17 protein-coding genes are annotated in these 14,412 nt (G+C 72.6%); 7 read left to right on the top strand and 10 right to left on the bottom strand.

Going from position 1 to position 14,412, the window contains the following annotated elements; all coding sequences use genetic code 11:
- Positions 1–163: 163 nt before the first annotated feature.
- The 4 genes from QP089_RS41940 to QP089_RS41925 form a co-directional block, all read right to left on the bottom strand.
- A complete protein-coding gene (locus tag QP089_RS41940; protein ID WP_285920017.1) occupies positions 164–634 on the bottom strand; it encodes a hypothetical protein in 471 nt (156 codons plus the stop codon).
- Positions 631–1,038 carry a helix-turn-helix domain-containing protein gene (locus QP089_RS41935; protein ID WP_285920015.1) on the bottom strand — a complete coding sequence of 136 codons (408 nt, stop codon included), beginning with the start codon at positions 1,036–1,038 and terminating at the stop codon, positions 631–633. The genes QP089_RS41940 and QP089_RS41935 overlap by 4 nt, the downstream gene beginning before the upstream one ends.
- A 256-nt stretch (positions 1,039–1,294) precedes the next feature.
- Positions 1,295–1,591 carry a YiaA/YiaB family inner membrane protein gene (locus QP089_RS41930; RefSeq protein ID WP_285920013.1) on the bottom strand — a complete coding sequence of 99 codons (297 nt, stop codon included), beginning with the start codon at positions 1,589–1,591 and terminating at the stop codon, positions 1,295–1,297.
- Positions 1,592–1,685: 94 nt separating this feature from the next.
- A complete protein-coding gene (locus tag QP089_RS41925; RefSeq protein ID WP_285920011.1) occupies positions 1,686–2,648 on the bottom strand; it encodes a neutral zinc metallopeptidase in 963 nt (320 codons plus the stop codon).
- 42 nt (positions 2,649–2,690) lie between these two features.
- Between QP089_RS41925 and QP089_RS41920 the strand changes: the two genes are divergently transcribed.
- The 5 genes from QP089_RS41920 (at position 2,691) to QP089_RS41900 (ending at position 7,929) form a co-directional block, all read left to right on the top strand.
- Positions 2,691–4,490, top strand: coding sequence for a DUF2207 domain-containing protein (locus QP089_RS41920; RefSeq protein WP_285920009.1), 1,800 nt, complete (start codon positions 2,691–2,693; stop codon positions 4,488–4,490).
- Positions 4,491–4,577: 87 nt separating this feature from the next.
- The gene (locus QP089_RS41915) at positions 4,578–4,994 is read left to right on the top strand and encodes a hypothetical protein (protein ID WP_285920007.1); all 417 of its coding nucleotides are present in this window, start codon (positions 4,578–4,580) and stop codon (positions 4,992–4,994) included.
- A 536-nt stretch (positions 4,995–5,530) separates the two neighbouring features.
- Entirely contained in the window at positions 5,531–6,241 is a 711-nt protein-coding gene (locus QP089_RS41910) for a FadR/GntR family transcriptional regulator (RefSeq protein WP_285920005.1), read from the top strand.
- Positions 6,238–7,467 (top strand): CynX/NimT family MFS transporter, encoded by a 1,230-nt coding sequence (locus QP089_RS41905; RefSeq protein ID WP_285920003.1) that lies wholly within the window; start codon positions 6,238–6,240, stop codon positions 7,465–7,467. Before QP089_RS41910 ends, QP089_RS41905 begins: the two co-directional genes overlap by 4 nt.
- Positions 7,468–7,509: 42 nt before the next feature.
- Positions 7,510–7,929: a hypothetical protein gene (locus QP089_RS41900; RefSeq protein ID WP_285920001.1), complete on the top strand. Its 420-nt coding sequence runs from the start codon at positions 7,510–7,512 to the stop codon at positions 7,927–7,929.
- A 622-nt stretch (positions 7,930–8,551) separates the two neighbouring features.
- Here the strand turns inward: QP089_RS41900 and QP089_RS41895 are convergent.
- The gene (locus tag QP089_RS41895; protein WP_285919999.1) at positions 8,552–9,526 is read right to left on the bottom strand and encodes an asparaginase; all 975 of its coding nucleotides are present in this window, start codon (positions 9,524–9,526) and stop codon (positions 8,552–8,554) included.
- A 179-nt stretch (positions 9,527–9,705) separates the two neighbouring features.
- Complete coding sequence (locus QP089_RS41890) at positions 9,706–10,533, bottom strand: beta-keto acid cleavage family enzyme (protein WP_285919997.1); 828 nt, start codon at positions 10,531–10,533, stop codon at positions 9,706–9,708.
- 20 nt (positions 10,534–10,553) lie between these two features.
- On the opposite strand from QP089_RS41890, the gene dtd reads away from it, so the two are divergent.
- Positions 10,554–10,979, top strand: a complete 426-nt coding sequence (gene dtd, locus QP089_RS41885; protein ID WP_285919995.1) for a D-aminoacyl-tRNA deacylase — start codon at positions 10,554–10,556, stop codon at positions 10,977–10,979.
- Positions 10,980–10,993: 14 nt separating this feature from the next.
- Here dtd and QP089_RS41880 read toward each other — a convergent pair whose 3' ends face one another.
- The 4 genes from QP089_RS41880 to QP089_RS41865 all read right to left on the bottom strand — a co-directional run bounded on the left by QP089_RS41880 (position 10,994) and on the right by QP089_RS41865 (position 13,796).
- Positions 10,994–11,488, bottom strand: a complete 495-nt coding sequence (locus QP089_RS41880; protein ID WP_285919993.1) for a hypothetical protein — start codon at positions 11,486–11,488, stop codon at positions 10,994–10,996.
- Between the two features lie 80 nt (positions 11,489–11,568).
- Positions 11,569–12,549, bottom strand: a complete 981-nt coding sequence (gene ygfZ, locus QP089_RS41875; RefSeq protein WP_285919991.1) for a CAF17-like 4Fe-4S cluster assembly/insertion protein YgfZ — start codon at positions 12,547–12,549, stop codon at positions 11,569–11,571.
- A gap of 9 nt (positions 12,550–12,558) precedes the next feature.
- Positions 12,559–12,975 (bottom strand): Fur family transcriptional regulator, encoded by a 417-nt coding sequence (locus tag QP089_RS41870; RefSeq protein ID WP_285919989.1) that lies wholly within the window; start codon positions 12,973–12,975, stop codon positions 12,559–12,561.
- Positions 12,976–13,310: 335 nt separating this feature from the next.
- The gene (locus QP089_RS41865) at positions 13,311–13,796 is read right to left on the bottom strand and encodes a heme-binding beta-barrel domain-containing protein (protein WP_285919987.1); all 486 of its coding nucleotides are present in this window, start codon (positions 13,794–13,796) and stop codon (positions 13,311–13,313) included.
- Between the two features lie 195 nt (positions 13,797–13,991).
- Here QP089_RS41865 and QP089_RS41860 point away from each other — a divergent pair, with 195 nt between their 5' ends.
- On the top strand, positions 13,992–14,354 hold the full coding sequence (locus tag QP089_RS41860) for a DsrE family protein (protein WP_285919985.1): 363 nt from the start codon (positions 13,992–13,994) through the stop codon (positions 14,352–14,354).
- Positions 14,355–14,412: the final 58 nt, after the last annotated feature.

Below are 14,412 nucleotides of genomic sequence, written 5' to 3'. Positions count from 1 at the left end.
TCGTCTCGGACGGCGACCTCGCGTCGCGCACCTTGCGTCCCAACCCTATGCGGCCCGTCCACCCCGCGGCCGGATCCGCGGGACTCCCGGAACCGGGGACCTCCCGTAGGGAAAGACGTCAAGGCCCGGCCGGGTGTTCCCGGCCGGGCCCCGAAACCGCTGCTCAGGCGTTGTTCTTCTTGGCGCGCGCCGCCGGCGCGGTCCGCTTGGGCTGCGCGGTGCGGGTCTTCGGGGCGGGCTCGGCGTCCGCCTCGGCGATCGCGGCGACCTCGGCCGCCTCGCGGTGCACCACGCGCTTGCCGCGCTCGGTGAGCTCGTCGATGAACTCGACGGTGCGGGCGCCGACCTGGGTCACGTACGCGACCGCGGCGCCCGGCAGGTCCTTCGGGTCGACGCGCTCCTGGACCCGGCCGACCTCGCCGCGGTAGCGGTCCACGGTCTTGCGGACCTCGCCGCGGTAGCGCTCGACGGTCTCGCGCATCCCGCCCTGGTACTTGGTCGCGGCCTCGCGGGCCCTGCCCTGGTACCGGTTCACCTGCTCGGGGACCTCGCGGAGCTTCTCGACCGCGAGGTCGCCGGCGCCGGCCACGGCGTAGACGGCCTTGTTCTCGCGGAGACTGCTGGCCAGCGTCATCCGACCTCTTCCCTTCCATCCTGCTCTGGTGTGTCGTGCCCGGACGCTCCGAACACGCCGGTGGCTTCGTTCTCCTTGCGGAACGACTCGTAGATGTCGAGCAGCACCTGCTTCTGGCGCTCCGTCAACAGCAGGTCGGCCCGGACGGCGGCCTGCACGTCGGTGTCGGCCTCGCGCTCCTCCAGGATCCCGGCCTGCACGTACAGCGCCTCGGCGGAGATCCGCAGCCCCTTGGCGATCTGCTGCAGGATCTCGGCGCTCGGCTTGCGCAGCCCGCGCTCGATCTGGCTCAGGTACGGGTTGGAGATGCCCGAGACGTCCGCGAGCTGGCGCAGCGAGATCTTCGCGCGCGTCCGCTGCTCCCGGATGTACTCCCCGATCGAGCCGACCTTCGAACTTGCCATGTCTCCACCCTGCGTCATCGTGCTTGCAATTGCAAGCGCCGTAGCTAGCACCCGGCCGTGAGTCCCCTCACAACCTCCGGCACGAGCGGTATGAGGATAGGAAGGGCCCGGAAGCAGTGATCGGGGGCCCCTCGCGGCAGCAAGGGACCCCCGGCGCGGGAGTGCTCGGCGTCACGGCCGGTCGGAACCGTGCGCTGGTGGAGTGGATCGGGGAAGAGGCGTTCGGCCCGCCGGCGCGCCGCTGAGTGCGGACGCGTCACACGGACGGGGTGGCGAAGGGGTCGTGCTCGGCGAGCAGCTTGTCGAGGCGGGCCTTGTCGACGCGGCTGGCGACGGCCTGGCTCTCCTGGCGGTCGCGGACGCACTTGGCCAGCGTGAACGTCGAGGTGATCACGTACAGCACGCCGAGGGCGAGGAACGCGCGGACCCACGCGTTCACCGGCAGGTAGATCACGCCTGCGACGACGGCCATGCTGGAGACCGCGAACGAGATGGCGGCCTGGATGAAGAACGCGGTGGTGCTCGCCTGCGGCGGCGGTGTGGAGTTCGTCATGCCCCGAGTCTGCGGCGGCGCGGCGCGGCGGGCATGAGTACCGGTGCTCAACCCCCGGTGAGTAATGCGCCGGGCCGCGGGCCGCCGGGGGACCTCAGCTGACGTCGGAGGGCGGGACCGTCCAGGTGTTGCAGACCGACAGCCCGCGGCCCTTGAAGCCGGTGACCACCCAGCCCGCGTAGTGCCGTCCGGACCCGTGGTCGCGCTGGTCGGGCGGCAGCCGCTCGTCGCCGCGCCCCCGCACGTCGATGATCATCGCGGTGTACTGGGCGCGCGTCATGGGCAGCGTGGCGCGCTCCGCGCCGAGGAACGTGCCCGCGAAGCACTGCGCCTGCAACTCGATGCGGCGGCTCGCCTCGGTGCGGGTGGCGGTGTCGCCCTTCTCCATCTCGGCATCGCCGTACAGCAGGATGCCCGCGCGGTCCTGGACGTGGTGGCCGTACTCGTGCGCGACGACCCGCGCGAACACCGCGTAATGGGACAGCGGCTCGCCGCCGGACGTCTCCACCACGTTCCGCAACCCCACGTACATGGTGTTGTTCGCCGGGCAATAGAACGCCGACGCGCCCGGCGCCGGATAGCTGCCGCACGGGCTCGTCCCCGGCGTCTGCCAGAAGACGCGGTTCGGGGTGTCGAACCGCATCCCGGCCTTCTTGAACTGCCTGCTCCACGATGCGTCCAGGCAGTCGCTCAGGACGTCCATGAACCGCCGCATCGACGCCGCGCCCGGGACGAGGCGGGGCAGGGCGCAGTGCACCGGCGTCAGCGCGCCCGTGGCGTAGAGCTTGTTGTCGGTGGCCGTGGCGCGGGAGGCCGTCCGCGGCGTCGCCGAACGGACGTGGCTCCCGATGCCGCCCTCGCCGCCGACCAGCGAGAACCCGAGGATCCCGAAGACGACGACCGCCGTCAGCCCGCCGATGATGCCCGCGATCGTCCCGCCGGCGCTGCGGCGCGGCGGCCGGCGCGGCGGGACGTACCGGTACTGCGGCGGCGGGCCGTAGGCAGGCGGACCGTACGGAGGCGCCGGCGGTGGCGACGGGGGGTAATGACCTGCCATAGCGCAGAATCATCGCACGCGGAGCCGCTACCATTTGCGGCCATGTCTGCTCTTGCGGCGTTGTGTCGTTTGCGGCCGGTCGTGCTCGCGCTGGCGACCGGTTCCCTCCTCACCTTCGCCACCTGCGCATCGGCCGCGGCGGACGAGCGGGCCGCGGCCCCCGCCGGCCGGGTCGCCGCCGCCGGGCAGGCAGCCGCCGCGGGGCAGGTAGCCGCCGCCGAGCGGGTGCTGAAGGACGACGTCGTCCTCACCCCCGGCAAGGGCGGCGTGATCCGCGTCAAGGAGACGATCGTCTACCAGTTCGCCGGGCACTCCCGATTCCAGCGGACGTTCCCCACGCGCAGCCACGAGAGCGTCACCCAGGACCGCGTCTACAAGCTCGGCGCCCTGCGCGCCACCAGCCCGGACGGCGGGCCGACGCGCGTGTCCACCTCCACCGGCGAGACCGACACGACGGTCAAGGTGTCCGGCGGCGGCGACCTGACCGGCCGGCACACGGTCGTCCTCGAGTACGACCTGCGCGGCGCGATCACGCCGGCGGGCTCCGCCGAGGAGCTGCGCTGGGCCGCCGCCGGCGGCTGGCGGGTCCCGGTCGACGAGGCCACCGCGACGGTCGAGGCCACCGCGATGATCCGCAGCGTCAACTGCTTCGCCGGGCCGCTGCAGAGCACCATCGGCTGCACGCAGTTCTACACCAACCACGCCCACACGCAGGGCGTCTACACCCAGCGGGAGATGCTGCCCGGCGAGTACCTCACCGTCGTGGCGGGCCTGCCCGCCGGCACCACCGGCGGCCGCGCGATCTACGAGCGGCGGCACACGGTGGCGACGGCGTTCTCGGTCAACGCGGTCACCGGCGGCGTCCTGCTCGGCCTGCTGGTCCTGCTCGGCGGCGGCGTCCTCGGCCTCTACCTGCTGCGCGGGCGCGACGCCCGGGTCGTCGGCAGGCACGCCGCCGAGGGCGACCAGGCGCCGGTCGCCGGCGCCGAGTTCGAACCGCCGAACGGGGTACGGCCCGGCCAGATCGGCACGCTCATCGACGAGCAGGCCGACGTGATCGACGTGACCGCGACGATCGTGGACCTCGCCGTCCGCGGCTACCTGCTGATCGAGGAGGAGGACCGGGCCCGCACCGGCCGCCTCGACTGGACGCTGCGCCGCCTCGGCCGCCCCGTCGTCGACCTGCTCCCCTACGAGCGGATCCTGCTGGACGCGCTGATGACCGGCCCGGACGGCGCGCCGCGCGACGCGGTGAAACTGTCCGAGCTCGGCGGTACGTTCGCCACGAAGCTCGCCCAGGTGCGCGCGGCGATGTACGACGACGTGGTGAAGCAGGGCTGGTTCGCGCGGCGGCCCGACACCGTCCGGTCGCGGTGGACGGTCGTCGGCATCGCGCTGACCGTCCTCGGCGTCGCCGCCACGGTCGCGCTCGCCCTCACCACCGAATGGGCGCTCGCCGGCCTCGCACTGATCATCGCGGGGGCGGCGCTGGCGTACGGCGGCCAGTACATGCCCGCCAAGACCGCCCGCGGCTCCACCGTCCTCGCGCACACGATCGGCTTCCGCGCGTTCCTGGAGCGCGGCGTGATCCCGGACGCCGACCACACCGCCTCCCAGCAGCGCATCGCGCTGTTCTCCCGCTTCCTGCCGTACGCGGTCGTCTTCGGCGTCGTGCCGAAGTGGGCGGAGACGGTCAAGGACGCGGGCGAGCGCGCGGAGGGCGCCGACAACCTCTACTGGTACGAGGGCCCCGCCGAGTGGGACCTGTCCAACTTCGCCGAGTCGATGCGCACCTTCACCCTCGCCACGTCCGGCTCCATCTCCCAGTCCCGCGGCTTCTGAGCCGCGCCCGGGTGACGGGCTCCGGCGCGCCCGGACGGTTGAAACCCGGACGTCGGGTACCCGCCTGTGGTGAGGAGGTGTCGCCACATGCTCGGCAGTTCCGTCCACATCGGGGACATCTACCTGTACACGATCGGACCGGTCGTGATCTTCCTGGCGATCGCGGGCTGGCTGGTCCTGACGATCGTGGCGTCCAAGGAGCGCGTGCACCCCAAGGGCAGGGACCCGCAGATACCGCACCGCGGCGGCGACGTGACGGGCGGCGTCGTGCGCGGCAGCCCGTCGCAGCGCACCCGGCGCGACCCCGCCTCCACCCCCGCCACGCGGGAACTCGCCCGCCTCGAGGCCGAACGTGCGGAGGCCGCGCGCCGGGAGGCCGCCGCCCGCGACGCCGCCGAACGGGAACGCGCCGCGAACGCCCGCGTCTCCGCGACCTGGCACAAGTTCGCCCCGCTCCGCTGGATCCACCACCGGCACGCGGGGAACATCCGCCAGGTCAGATGACCGCGCACACCTGACCCCGACCCGCCGAGCGCGACGCCTGCCGGAACGGCATCCATCCCTCACCCCCCGGCCCGGCAGGCGTTGTCCGAGCCCGCGGCGGTCGCCGAGACCCCTCCCGCCGACCGCCGCGGGCCCGCCCCCACGAGTTCCGGCCGCGCCACTCCCGAACACGAACCCCCAAGCACCCCCGACCCGCACCCCGCGCCGCCCCACCACAGCTCCCTCGTCGGCCGCCGCGGCGTCGGGCCGAGCGTTCGGGCTGGACCACGGGCTACCCGGCCCCATCACCGGCCTGGCCGCGAACCGGCTTCCCCCGCTCATCCGCGCTGCCGCACCCCTACGCGAACCGATCTCCACCACCGAATCCGCGCCCCCGAGACGCATCGGCCCCCCGCTGATCCGCGTCCTGATGCGACCGGCAGCCTCCCCGACGGGAACCGACCTCTGTCGTTGATCCTCCCCAGCGGGGTCGGCCCCGGCCTTGGTGGCCAACTTGAGCTTTTCGTAAGATGTCTGACATCTGACAGAGGGAGGTCATGGTGGCGCTGAGTCCCGTCCCGAGCGGCTCGACCGTCGATGCCGTTCTCGACCAGCTGCAACGGCAGGTCAGCGGCGGTTCGTGGCCGGTGGGCGAGCGCATCCCCGGCGAGCTGGACCTGGCCGCGCAGCTCGGCGTGAGCCGCCCGGCCGTCCGCGAGGCGATCCGGGCGCTGTCGCACTGCGGCGTGCTGGAGGTGCGGCGCGGCGACGGCACCTACGTGCGCAGCAGCGCCGACCCGCGCCCGCTGCTGGGTGGCGTGGCACACGCGACGGCGCGGGACGTCTTCGAGGTGCAGCTCGCCTACGACGTGCAGGCGGCGCGTCTCGCGGCACGGCGGCGCACCCCCGCCGACCTGGAGCGGCTCGAGGAGCTGCTGCGTGCCCGCGACGAGGCCACCGGCGCGGACGAGCACGGCGCCGCCGAGTTCGGCGCCGCGGACGCGCGCTTCCACCTCGGCGTCGCCGAGGCCAGCGGCAACCCGGTGCTGATCGAGGCGATGCGGTTCTTCATCGTCCGGCTCGGCGAGGCGATGCGCGCCGTCCGGCTCGACCACGAGGTCCCGGAGGCCGGTCCGGCCAGGCACCGGGCCGTGCTGGACGCGATCGCGGCGTCCGACCCGGACGCCGCCGCGCGCGCCGCCGCCGCGGTCGTCGAACCGACCCTCGCCGTCCTGGACACCCTGCTCGGCCACGGGGAGGACCGGTGACGGCGCGGCGGGCCGGGCTGATCGGATCGGTGCTGCTGATCGTCCTGGTGGCCGTCAACCTCCGCCCGGCGATCTCCACGGTCGGGCCGGTGCTGACGGAGATCCAGGACGCCTTCCACCTGTCGGGGACGGCCGCGGGGGCGCTCACCACGCTGCCGCTGGTGTTCTTCGGTTCCTACGGGCTGGTCGCCCCCTTCCTGCGGCGCGCGCCGCGCAGCGAATCCCTGCTGGTCATCGCGATGGGCCTGCTCATCGCCGGGCTGCTGCTGCGGCTGCTGGACGCGCCGTTCCCGCTGTTCGCGGGGTCGCTGGTCGCGGGCATAGCGATCAGCATCGGCAACATCGCGATGCCCGCCATCATCAAGCGCGACCATCCGGACTCGATCACCACCGTCACCGCGGTGTACACGCTCGCGGTCAGCGCAGGCGCGTCGATCTCGTCCGGGCTGGCCGTGCCGGTCGAGGACGCCTTCGGCTCCTCGTGGCGGCTGCCGCTCGGCTTGCTGGCCGTCCCGGCGGCCGCCGCGGGCCTGATCTGGCTGCCGAAGGCGCTGCGCGCGGCGCGCGACGCGCGCTCGGCCGGGTCCGCGCCGCCCGCGCGCGCCGCCGCGGCGGTGGTGTGGCGCGCGGGCCTGGCCTGGCAGGTCACGGTCTTCATGGGCCTCCAGTCGCTGCTGGCGTACGTGGTGCTCGGCTGGCTGCCGACGATCTGCCAGGACCGCGGGATGAGCGACACCTCCGCCGGGTACGTCCTGGCGCTGACCGCGGCGATCCAGGCGGTCGGCTCGCTGGGCGTCCCCATGCTGGAGCGGCGGATGCGCGACCAGCGGCCGCTGGTGGTGCTGACCTGCACGCTCGCCTTCATCGGGTTCGCCGGCACGACGTGGGCGCCGATCTCCTCGGTGTGGCTGTGGGCGGTCGTCCTCGGCATCGGGCAGGGCCTCGGGTTCGCCACCGCGCTGTCGTTCATCGGGCTGCGCGCGCACGACGCCGGGGTGGCCGTGCAGTTGTCCGGAATGGCGCAGGGAGTCGGCTACGTCATCGCGGCCCTCGGCCCGCTCGCCATCGGCGCGCTGCACGACGCCACCGGTGGGTGGAGCGTTCCGATGGCCGCCGTCCTCGCCATCTGCGCGGCCCTCGCCATCCCCGGCCTGCCCGCCGGACGCAACCGGACCCTCGGCTCACCGGCCCCGATACCGACCCCGGAGGTTAATGCGGCGAATTAGAGGACACACCCATAACCGTCAGCAACGACCGACCATCGGGAGGTGGACGGGATGCTCGCCACGGCCTATGCCAACACCGCTCACATCGGGGCGATGTACTGGGCATGGATCATTCCGGTGCTCGGTACGGTCGGGTTGCTGGCCTGGCTCTGGGTGACGGTCAGCGCCTCCTCGAGGAAGATCCACCCGGAGCGCCGCAACGACCAGACGAACCACCGCGGCATGGAGCAGGGCGGGCTCTACTACTACCGTCCCGGCATGTTCTCGCACAGCTACCCTCCGACCTCCGAGCAGGACGAGGAGTTCCAGTACGAGAACCCGCAGCCGGGCCGCGAGCCCCGCGTCCAGACCGGCAAGGGCCTGGCCAACAAGACCCTCAGGGAACGCGCCAAGATCGTCAAGGACGCGGAGACCCTGAAGAACGAGGTCGAGTCCCTCAAACGCCCCAAGCACAAGGCCTAACGAACACCTCCCCCTCCCCCGGCTGCCCCCGGGCTCTGCGCACTCGCCCACCAGCCTCAACACGGCCGCCGTCCAACCCGGCCAACATGCTTGGTGGGCCTCGCCCAGTAACAGTCCCAACCCGCGCACAGAAGCACGGCCACGCCTCTCACCGCGTCCGCCGCTTCCCCTCGCCGCCTAAGGCACGTCGCACCGCCACCGGACGCCCCTGAGAACAACCTCTACGGACACCGCGCGCCCCGGCCGTCCCCCGGTGGCGCCCTTCGCGGGCGCCTTGCAGCCACCCGCGCACATAGCCACGGCTACGACGCCACCACCTCCACGGCGCCACCACCTCCATCACGTCCACCTCGCAACGGCCGTCTCGGCGCGTCGTGCGGCCACCCGGATGCGGTGGGTCCGCGGCCAGGGCGACCTCAGAGCAACCCCCGAGGGACTGCACAACTCCCCCGCCTCGCCGGTGGAGCCCTTCGCGCGCCTCGTCGCCATCGCGTACAGCAATCACGAGCACGCCTGCCGCTACGTCCACCCCGCGACAGCCGCGGCGGGCATGTCGCGCTGGCATCGCGCCATGGTGGAGTCGCCAACTGTCGCCGGGCCGGGTGGTTCTGGGGGTTGTGGGTTAATCCGGTGGGGTAAAGGCGGTCGGGGCTGGGCGGATGGTGCCTACGGTGGTTTCGCCGCCGTGGAGGGGGACGGTCGCCAGGTCGTCGAGGGCGCCGGGGACGGCCTTGTCGATGCCAAGGGCTCGGATCAGGGCGACCGTCACCGGGGTGCGGGCTCGCATGGCGCCGTCGTCGATCTTGACGGCGCCGGCGCGGCCGTCGGTGTAGGCGAAGGCGTCCACGCCTTCGGCGCCGCACTTGACGAGCAGGCCCGGCACGGCGTCCATGAGGAGGCGTTCCTCGCGGCGGGTGCCGGACGTCCACTGCGGGTGGGCGCGCATCGCATCGGCCACGCGACGCTCGGGGGTGCCGGGCGCCGCGAGGACGAGGGCGCGGAACGCGCGGGCCACTCCGGTGGTCGACACGGCGAACAGAGGTGCGCCGCAGCCGTCGATCCCGGTCGCGGTGACCGGCTCGCCCGCGAGTTCCTCGACGGTGGCGCGGACGGCGACCTGCAGCGGGTGCTCGGGATCGAGGTAGCTCTCGGTGGGCCAGCCGGCGGCGACGCAGGCCGCGAGCATGGCGGCGTGCTTGCCGGAGCAGTTCATCCGCATCCGGGACGGGCCGCCGTTCGACCGCGCCACCTCCTGCTGCGCCGCCTGGTCGAGCGGCCACTGCGGGGGGCAGCGCAGGTCGGCGGCGCCGAGCCCGGCCCCGGCGAGGATCTTCTCCGCGCCCTCGACGTGGAAGTCCTCGCCGGAGTGGCTGCCCGCTGCCAGCGCGAGCAGCTCGCCGTCGAGGTCGAGCCCGGACCGCAGCATCGCGACGGCCTGCATCGGCTTGTTCGCCGAGCGCGGGAAGATCGGCTCCTCCGGCGCGCCCGCGCGCACCGCCGGCTCGCCGCCGGCGTCGAGCCCGATCGCGGCGCCGCGGTGCCGCGACTCCACGAACCCGGACCGCTCGACCTCCACGAGTACGGGATTGATCTCCACTGCGCCCCCCTGTCGTCGGTGAACGCGGGCCGCCGGGCCCGCGGGTCTCCATGGTCGATTACCCACCGCACCGAAGTGAACCCGAACCACATTCTGTGGATAACCGTCCGGCCGCGCACGGCGGGACGGACGGCCCCGGCGCGCGCCGGAACCGTCCGTCGGGATGGCGTTCGAGCAGGTCAGCGAGCTTTGATACCGAGGAGGTCCCGGGCGTCGGCGGCGGGCATCGCGGGCCGCTGGGCGAGGGCGGCGGCGGACGCGGCGCGCTCCACGAGCTGGACGTTCGCGGTCACCGGCTGCCCCTTGGCGAGGGTGACCGTGTCCTCCATGCCGACCCGCAGGTGCCCGCCCGCCGACAACGCGGCGAACAGCACGGGCAGGGACGTCCGGCCGATTCCGGTGGCCGACCACGTCGCGTCCGCGGGAAGCGCCTCGACGGCCGCCACGAGCGTACGGGCGTCTCCCGGCATCCCGCCGGGAACACCCATGACGAGGTCGCAGTGGACGTGGCCGCCGTACGGGAGTCCGTGCTTGTCCAATAGGCGGTGCAGGGAAGCGATGTGTCCGAGGTCGAACAGCTCGAATTCGGGCACGACCTCCAGCTCCTGGGTGCGCTGGTAAAGCTCCACCATGAACGGCCACGGGTTCATGAACACGTCGTCGCCGAAGTTGACCGTCCCGCAGGTGAGCGAGCACATGTCGGGCGCCGCGTCCAGGACGCGCAGGCGGTCCTCGTAGGGGTCGGTGACCGCACCCCCCGTGGACAGCTGGACGATCAGTCCCGTGCTCTCCCGCAGCGCCGTCACCGTGTCCCGCAGCCGGGACGGGTCGAGCGTCGGCCGCGCGTCGTCGTCGCGGATGTGCACGTGGATGACGGCCGCGCCGGCCGCCTCGCATTCCTTGGCCGTCTGGACCAGTTCATCCAGGGTGACGGGCAGGGCCGGAACATCCGCCTTGGCGGACTCCGCGCCCGTGGGCGCCACCGTGATGAGCGTCGTTGCTCCCATAAGCGGCAGAATGCATGGTCATGAGGGCCGTAGTCCAGAGGGTGAGTCAGGCGAGCGTGTCCGTGGACGGCCGCGTCGTGGGGCAGATCGACGGTCCGGGCCTGATGGTCCTGGTGGGGGTGACGCACGACGACGACGCCGCAAAGGCGCGCAGGATGGCGGCCAAGCTGTGGGGGCTGCGCATCCTCAAGGACGAGAAGTCGTGCTCGGATCTGAACGCGCCGCTGCTCGTGGTGAGCCAATTCACCCTCTACGGGGACGCGCGCAAGGGACGCCGCCCCACCTGGACGGCGGCCGCGCCCGGCCCTGTAGCGGAGCCCCTCGTGGACGCGGTGGTCCAGGAACTCCGCGTGCTGGGGGCGAAGGTCGAGACGGGCGTCTTCGGTGCGGACATGGCCGTCTCCCTGGTGAACGACGGCCCGATCACGCTCATTGTCGACATCTGAGCCCGGCACCGGGATCAGTCGAACCCGTACACCATTCCCACGACGGTGACGATGGTCCCGATGCCCGCGAGCAGGATCATCGCCCGATCGGCCGGTACGAGCCGTCCCCTCACGTTCGCCGAGTGGACGACGACGCCGCTACCGCGCTCATCGTCCGCGGCCGGTCGCCTGCGGAACGGGTTGCGCATTCCGATGAGCTTCCACAGCGCGTCGTTCTTCACGTGCTGATGGCTCGGCGTGCATGCGAACAGCCGTCCCCGCGCGCGCTCCACGCACGGGGCGCCCTGGCGCGTGAGGACGCGGCACAGGGTCGGGACGAGCAGGAACTCGTACAGGCACCAGCCGAGCAGCCCGAGGAGCGCGATCCGCCAGGAGTGCAGGTACCAGGCGGCGACGCCGACCGCCGCGAACAGGACCCACCACACGAGCGCGGACTCCCGGCGGGGACGGCGGCGCCGCGCCCCTCTGCGCGCGGCCGGCGGCTGCTCTTTCCCCAGGTTCGCGACCATCGGTAGGAATCCACCTTCCCCGGGCGGTGGCCGGTCAGAAATCGTCTATACCAGACGATTTTGCCCCGCGGGTGGCCGCTTTACCCCCGATTTGCCGGGCGCCTCCGGAGATCGATCTGCGCGTTCGCGCCGGTGTCCGGCGACACCACGACCTCCTGCGCGGCGGCCACCCCGCCGGCCAGCAGCTCGGCGTCCACCGGCACGTTCCGCTTCACCAGCGCCAACGCGATCGGCCCCAGCTCGTGGTGGCGGGCCGCCGACCCGACGAACCCAACGGTCCGCCCGCCGGGGATCTCCACCGGGTCGCCGTGCGCGGGCAGCCGGTCGACGCTGCCGTCCAGATGCAGGAACACCAGCCGCCGCGGCGGACGCCCCAGGTTGTGGACGCGCGCGACCGTCTCCTGCCCCCGGTAGCAGCCCTTGTTCAGGTGGACGGCCGTCTCGACGTAGCCGACCTCGTGCGGGATCGTCCGGTGGTCGGTGTCGAGGCCGAAGCGGGGGCGCCGCTCGGCGATCCGCAGCGCCTCATAGGCCCAGATACCGGCCGGTCGCAGACCGTCCGGGAAACCGTCCGACCTCGGGACGATCCGGGTGAACGTTCCGGCGACGTCGGGCCAGGCGAGGCCGCCGCCCTCCGGACCGGTGATCACCGCGTACTCGTCCGACACGTCCGCGACCTCGACGCGCAGCATGAACCGCATCCGGTCGAGGAACTCCGCCAGCGCGGGCGCCCGCCCCGGCTCCACGTGCATCCACACGGCCTCGCCGTCGTCGACCAGGAACATGTGGTGCTCGATGTGGCCCTGCGGGCTGAGCAGCAGCGCCTCGGTGGGCTCGAACGGCTTCAACCCGTCCAGGTGCTGGCTCAGCAGGCTGTGCAGCCAGCTCAGCCGGTCCGGCCCGGAGACCCGCACCACGCCGCGGTTGCCGCGGTCGGCGAACGCCGTGCCCGCTTCGAGCGCGCGTTGCTCGTGCGCGGGCTCGCCGTAGTGCGCGGCGACTTCCTGGTCGGGTTCATCGGCGGCGACTGCCCCGGGCGACTGCAACAGCGGGCTCTCCATGGAGCCAGACTATGTCGCGCGGCACTCCTTGCACCGCCCGTAGACCGTGAGGTGGTGCACGTCGGTCTCGAAGCCGAACTCGCTCGCCAGCACGTCCGCCAGCCCGGCGGCGGCCTTGGGGGCGACGTCCTGCACGGTGTGGCAGCCGCGGCACACCAGGTGGATGTGCTCGGCCTCGGCGGCCAGGTGGTAGTTCGGCGGTCCGTGGCCCAGGTGGGCGTGCTTGACGAGCCCGAGCTCCTCGAGCAGCTCCAGCGTCCGGTAGACGGTGGAGATGTTGACCCCGCGGGCGGTGCGCTGCACCTCGGTGCAGATCTCCTCGGGGGTCCCGTGCTCGAGGTTGGTGACCGCCTCGAGCACCAGCTGACGCTGGGGGGTGACCCGGTACCCCTTAGCCCGCAGCTCCTCCTGCCACGACTCGACCATGCCCCGAGTGTATGCCGGACCCATCGCCGAAAACCCGTTTGCCCGAACGCCCGGGGCTCGCATAGCGTGCGGGGTACGCGCGAAAGGAGGTGGTCCAAGAAATGGTTGATTCTGGGACTCGCGAGGTGGCTGTCCGCTAGTCGCCGTTCCGCCTCGGCGCCGCCGCCCACGGGCGGTGGCAACCGGTCGCGACGGTGACCGGCGAATACCAGGCAGTTACCCGATCCCCGGACCGATGGACCAGTCCTGTCCATCGCCCCGCACCCGCGGGAAGGTCCGGGGATCGTTCCATGTCCGGGGTCTTGCGGCCGAGCCGGTTGCGCCCCGAAGGGCTCTCAGCCGACGCGCTTGAGCTGCGCGGACAGGTGCGACTGGAGCGGCTGGCCCATCGCCGCCATGTCGTAGGCCCAGCCGAGGTCCTCGCCGATGAGGCCGTACAGGCGGGTGCCCCCGGTGACCTCCTTGGCCGACTCGGTGCGCGCCACGACGTCGGTCTGCAACTCGACCCGGTTGAAGGCGACGTTGCCGACGTAGATCTCCACGATGCCGGTCGGGTGGGATAGCGTGACCTCGACCTCGTGGTTCGGGCGGGGGCGCCAGTAGCCGGTCTCCGTGGCCAGCGGCCGGCCCAGCGTGCCGTCGTCCTCGATGAGCCAGCTGCGGCTGGCGTAGACGAGGAACGGCTTGCCGATGTGGGAGAAGGAGATCTCCTGCCCGAAGTTGAAGCCCTCGATCGTGGGATAGCCGCCGACGCCGGCGCCCTCCCACGTGCCGAGGAGGAACTTCAGCGGCTCAAGGTCGGGGTGCAGCTCAGGCTCCATGAGCACCGAGCGTAGCGGCGCGGCCGGCCGCCGCGTCACCCGAGGCGCGCGCCGTCACTTCAACCGCCCGAGACGCACCACGAGCAGGACCGCCGCCGCCACCACCAGCGCCAGAGCGAGGACCAGGACACCCGCGTTCACCATGCCGCTCACGCCGCACGATGCTACGCGCGCCCGCGGGGCTAGAGTCGCCTTATGGCGAGACCTCTGGTTATCAAGGTGACGGCGGGGGCGGACGCGCCGGAGCGCTGCAACCAGGCGTTCACGGTCGCGGCGGCGGCGGCGGCCAGCGGCGTGCCCATCTCGCTGTGGCTGACGGGCGAGTCCGCCTGGTTCTCCCTGCCCGGCCGCGCCGCCGGGTTCCAGCTGGAGCACGCGACGCCGCTGGACGACCTGCTCGAGGTGATCCTCGCCGCCGGCCGCGTGACGCTGTGCACGCAGTGCGCGGCGCGCCGGAACATCGGCCCGGACGACGTGCTGCCGGGCATCCGGATCGCCGGCGCCCCGACGTTCGTCGAGGAGATCACCGGCCCGGACGTGCAGGCGCTCGTCTACTAGCGCGAACGTCCACCGGACACAGGCGACAACGGGGCGGACTCGGCCACCGTCCGGGCTC

Origin of the sequence: Actinomadura opuntiae, assembly GCF_030283205.1 — a bacterium.
Taxonomy (GTDB): Bacteria; Actinomycetota; Actinomycetes; order Streptosporangiales; family Streptosporangiaceae; genus Spirillospora.
This window is presented reverse-complemented; position numbering and strand designations above follow the sequence as displayed.

What these genes read in the sequence shown, in the direction of transcription:
- QP089_RS41915 (WP_285920007.1), top strand. Translation starts at nt 4,578, where the DNA reads ATGCTCGGCAGTTCCGTCCACATCGGGGACATCTACCTGTACACGATC.
- QP089_RS41930 (WP_285920013.1), bottom strand. Translation starts at nt 1,591, where the DNA reads ATGACGAACTCCACACCGCCGCCGCAGGCGAGCACCACCGCGTTCTTC.
- QP089_RS41865 (WP_285919987.1), bottom strand. Translation starts at nt 13,796, where the DNA reads ATGGAGCCTGAGCTGCACCCCGACCTTGAGCCGCTGAAGTTCCTCCTC.
- ygfZ (WP_285919991.1), bottom strand. Translation starts at nt 12,549, where the DNA reads ATGGAGAGCCCGCTGTTGCAGTCGCCCGGGGCAGTCGCCGCCGATGAA.
- QP089_RS41860 (WP_285919985.1), top strand. Translation starts at nt 13,992, where the DNA reads ATGGCGAGACCTCTGGTTATCAAGGTGACGGCGGGGGCGGACGCGCCG.
- dtd (WP_285919995.1), top strand. Translation starts at nt 10,554, where the DNA reads ATGAGGGCCGTAGTCCAGAGGGTGAGTCAGGCGAGCGTGTCCGTGGAC.
- QP089_RS41890 (WP_285919997.1), bottom strand. Translation starts at nt 10,533, where the DNA reads ATGGGAGCAACGACGCTCATCACGGTGGCGCCCACGGGCGCGGAGTCC.
- QP089_RS41910 (WP_285920005.1), top strand. Translation starts at nt 5,531, where the DNA reads ATGGTGGCGCTGAGTCCCGTCCCGAGCGGCTCGACCGTCGATGCCGTT.
- QP089_RS41920 (WP_285920009.1), top strand. Translation starts at nt 2,691, where the DNA reads ATGTCTGCTCTTGCGGCGTTGTGTCGTTTGCGGCCGGTCGTGCTCGCG.
- QP089_RS41870 (WP_285919989.1), bottom strand. Translation starts at nt 12,975, where the DNA reads ATGGTCGAGTCGTGGCAGGAGGAGCTGCGGGCTAAGGGGTACCGGGTC.
- QP089_RS41940 (WP_285920017.1), bottom strand. Translation starts at nt 634, where the DNA reads ATGACGCTGGCCAGCAGTCTCCGCGAGAACAAGGCCGTCTACGCCGTG.
- QP089_RS41880 (WP_285919993.1), bottom strand. Translation starts at nt 11,488, where the DNA reads ATGGTCGCGAACCTGGGGAAAGAGCAGCCGCCGGCCGCGCGCAGAGGG.
- QP089_RS41935 (WP_285920015.1), bottom strand. Translation starts at nt 1,038, where the DNA reads ATGGCAAGTTCGAAGGTCGGCTCGATCGGGGAGTACATCCGGGAGCAG.
- QP089_RS41925 (WP_285920011.1), bottom strand. Translation starts at nt 2,648, where the DNA reads ATGGCAGGTCATTACCCCCCGTCGCCACCGCCGGCGCCTCCGTACGGT.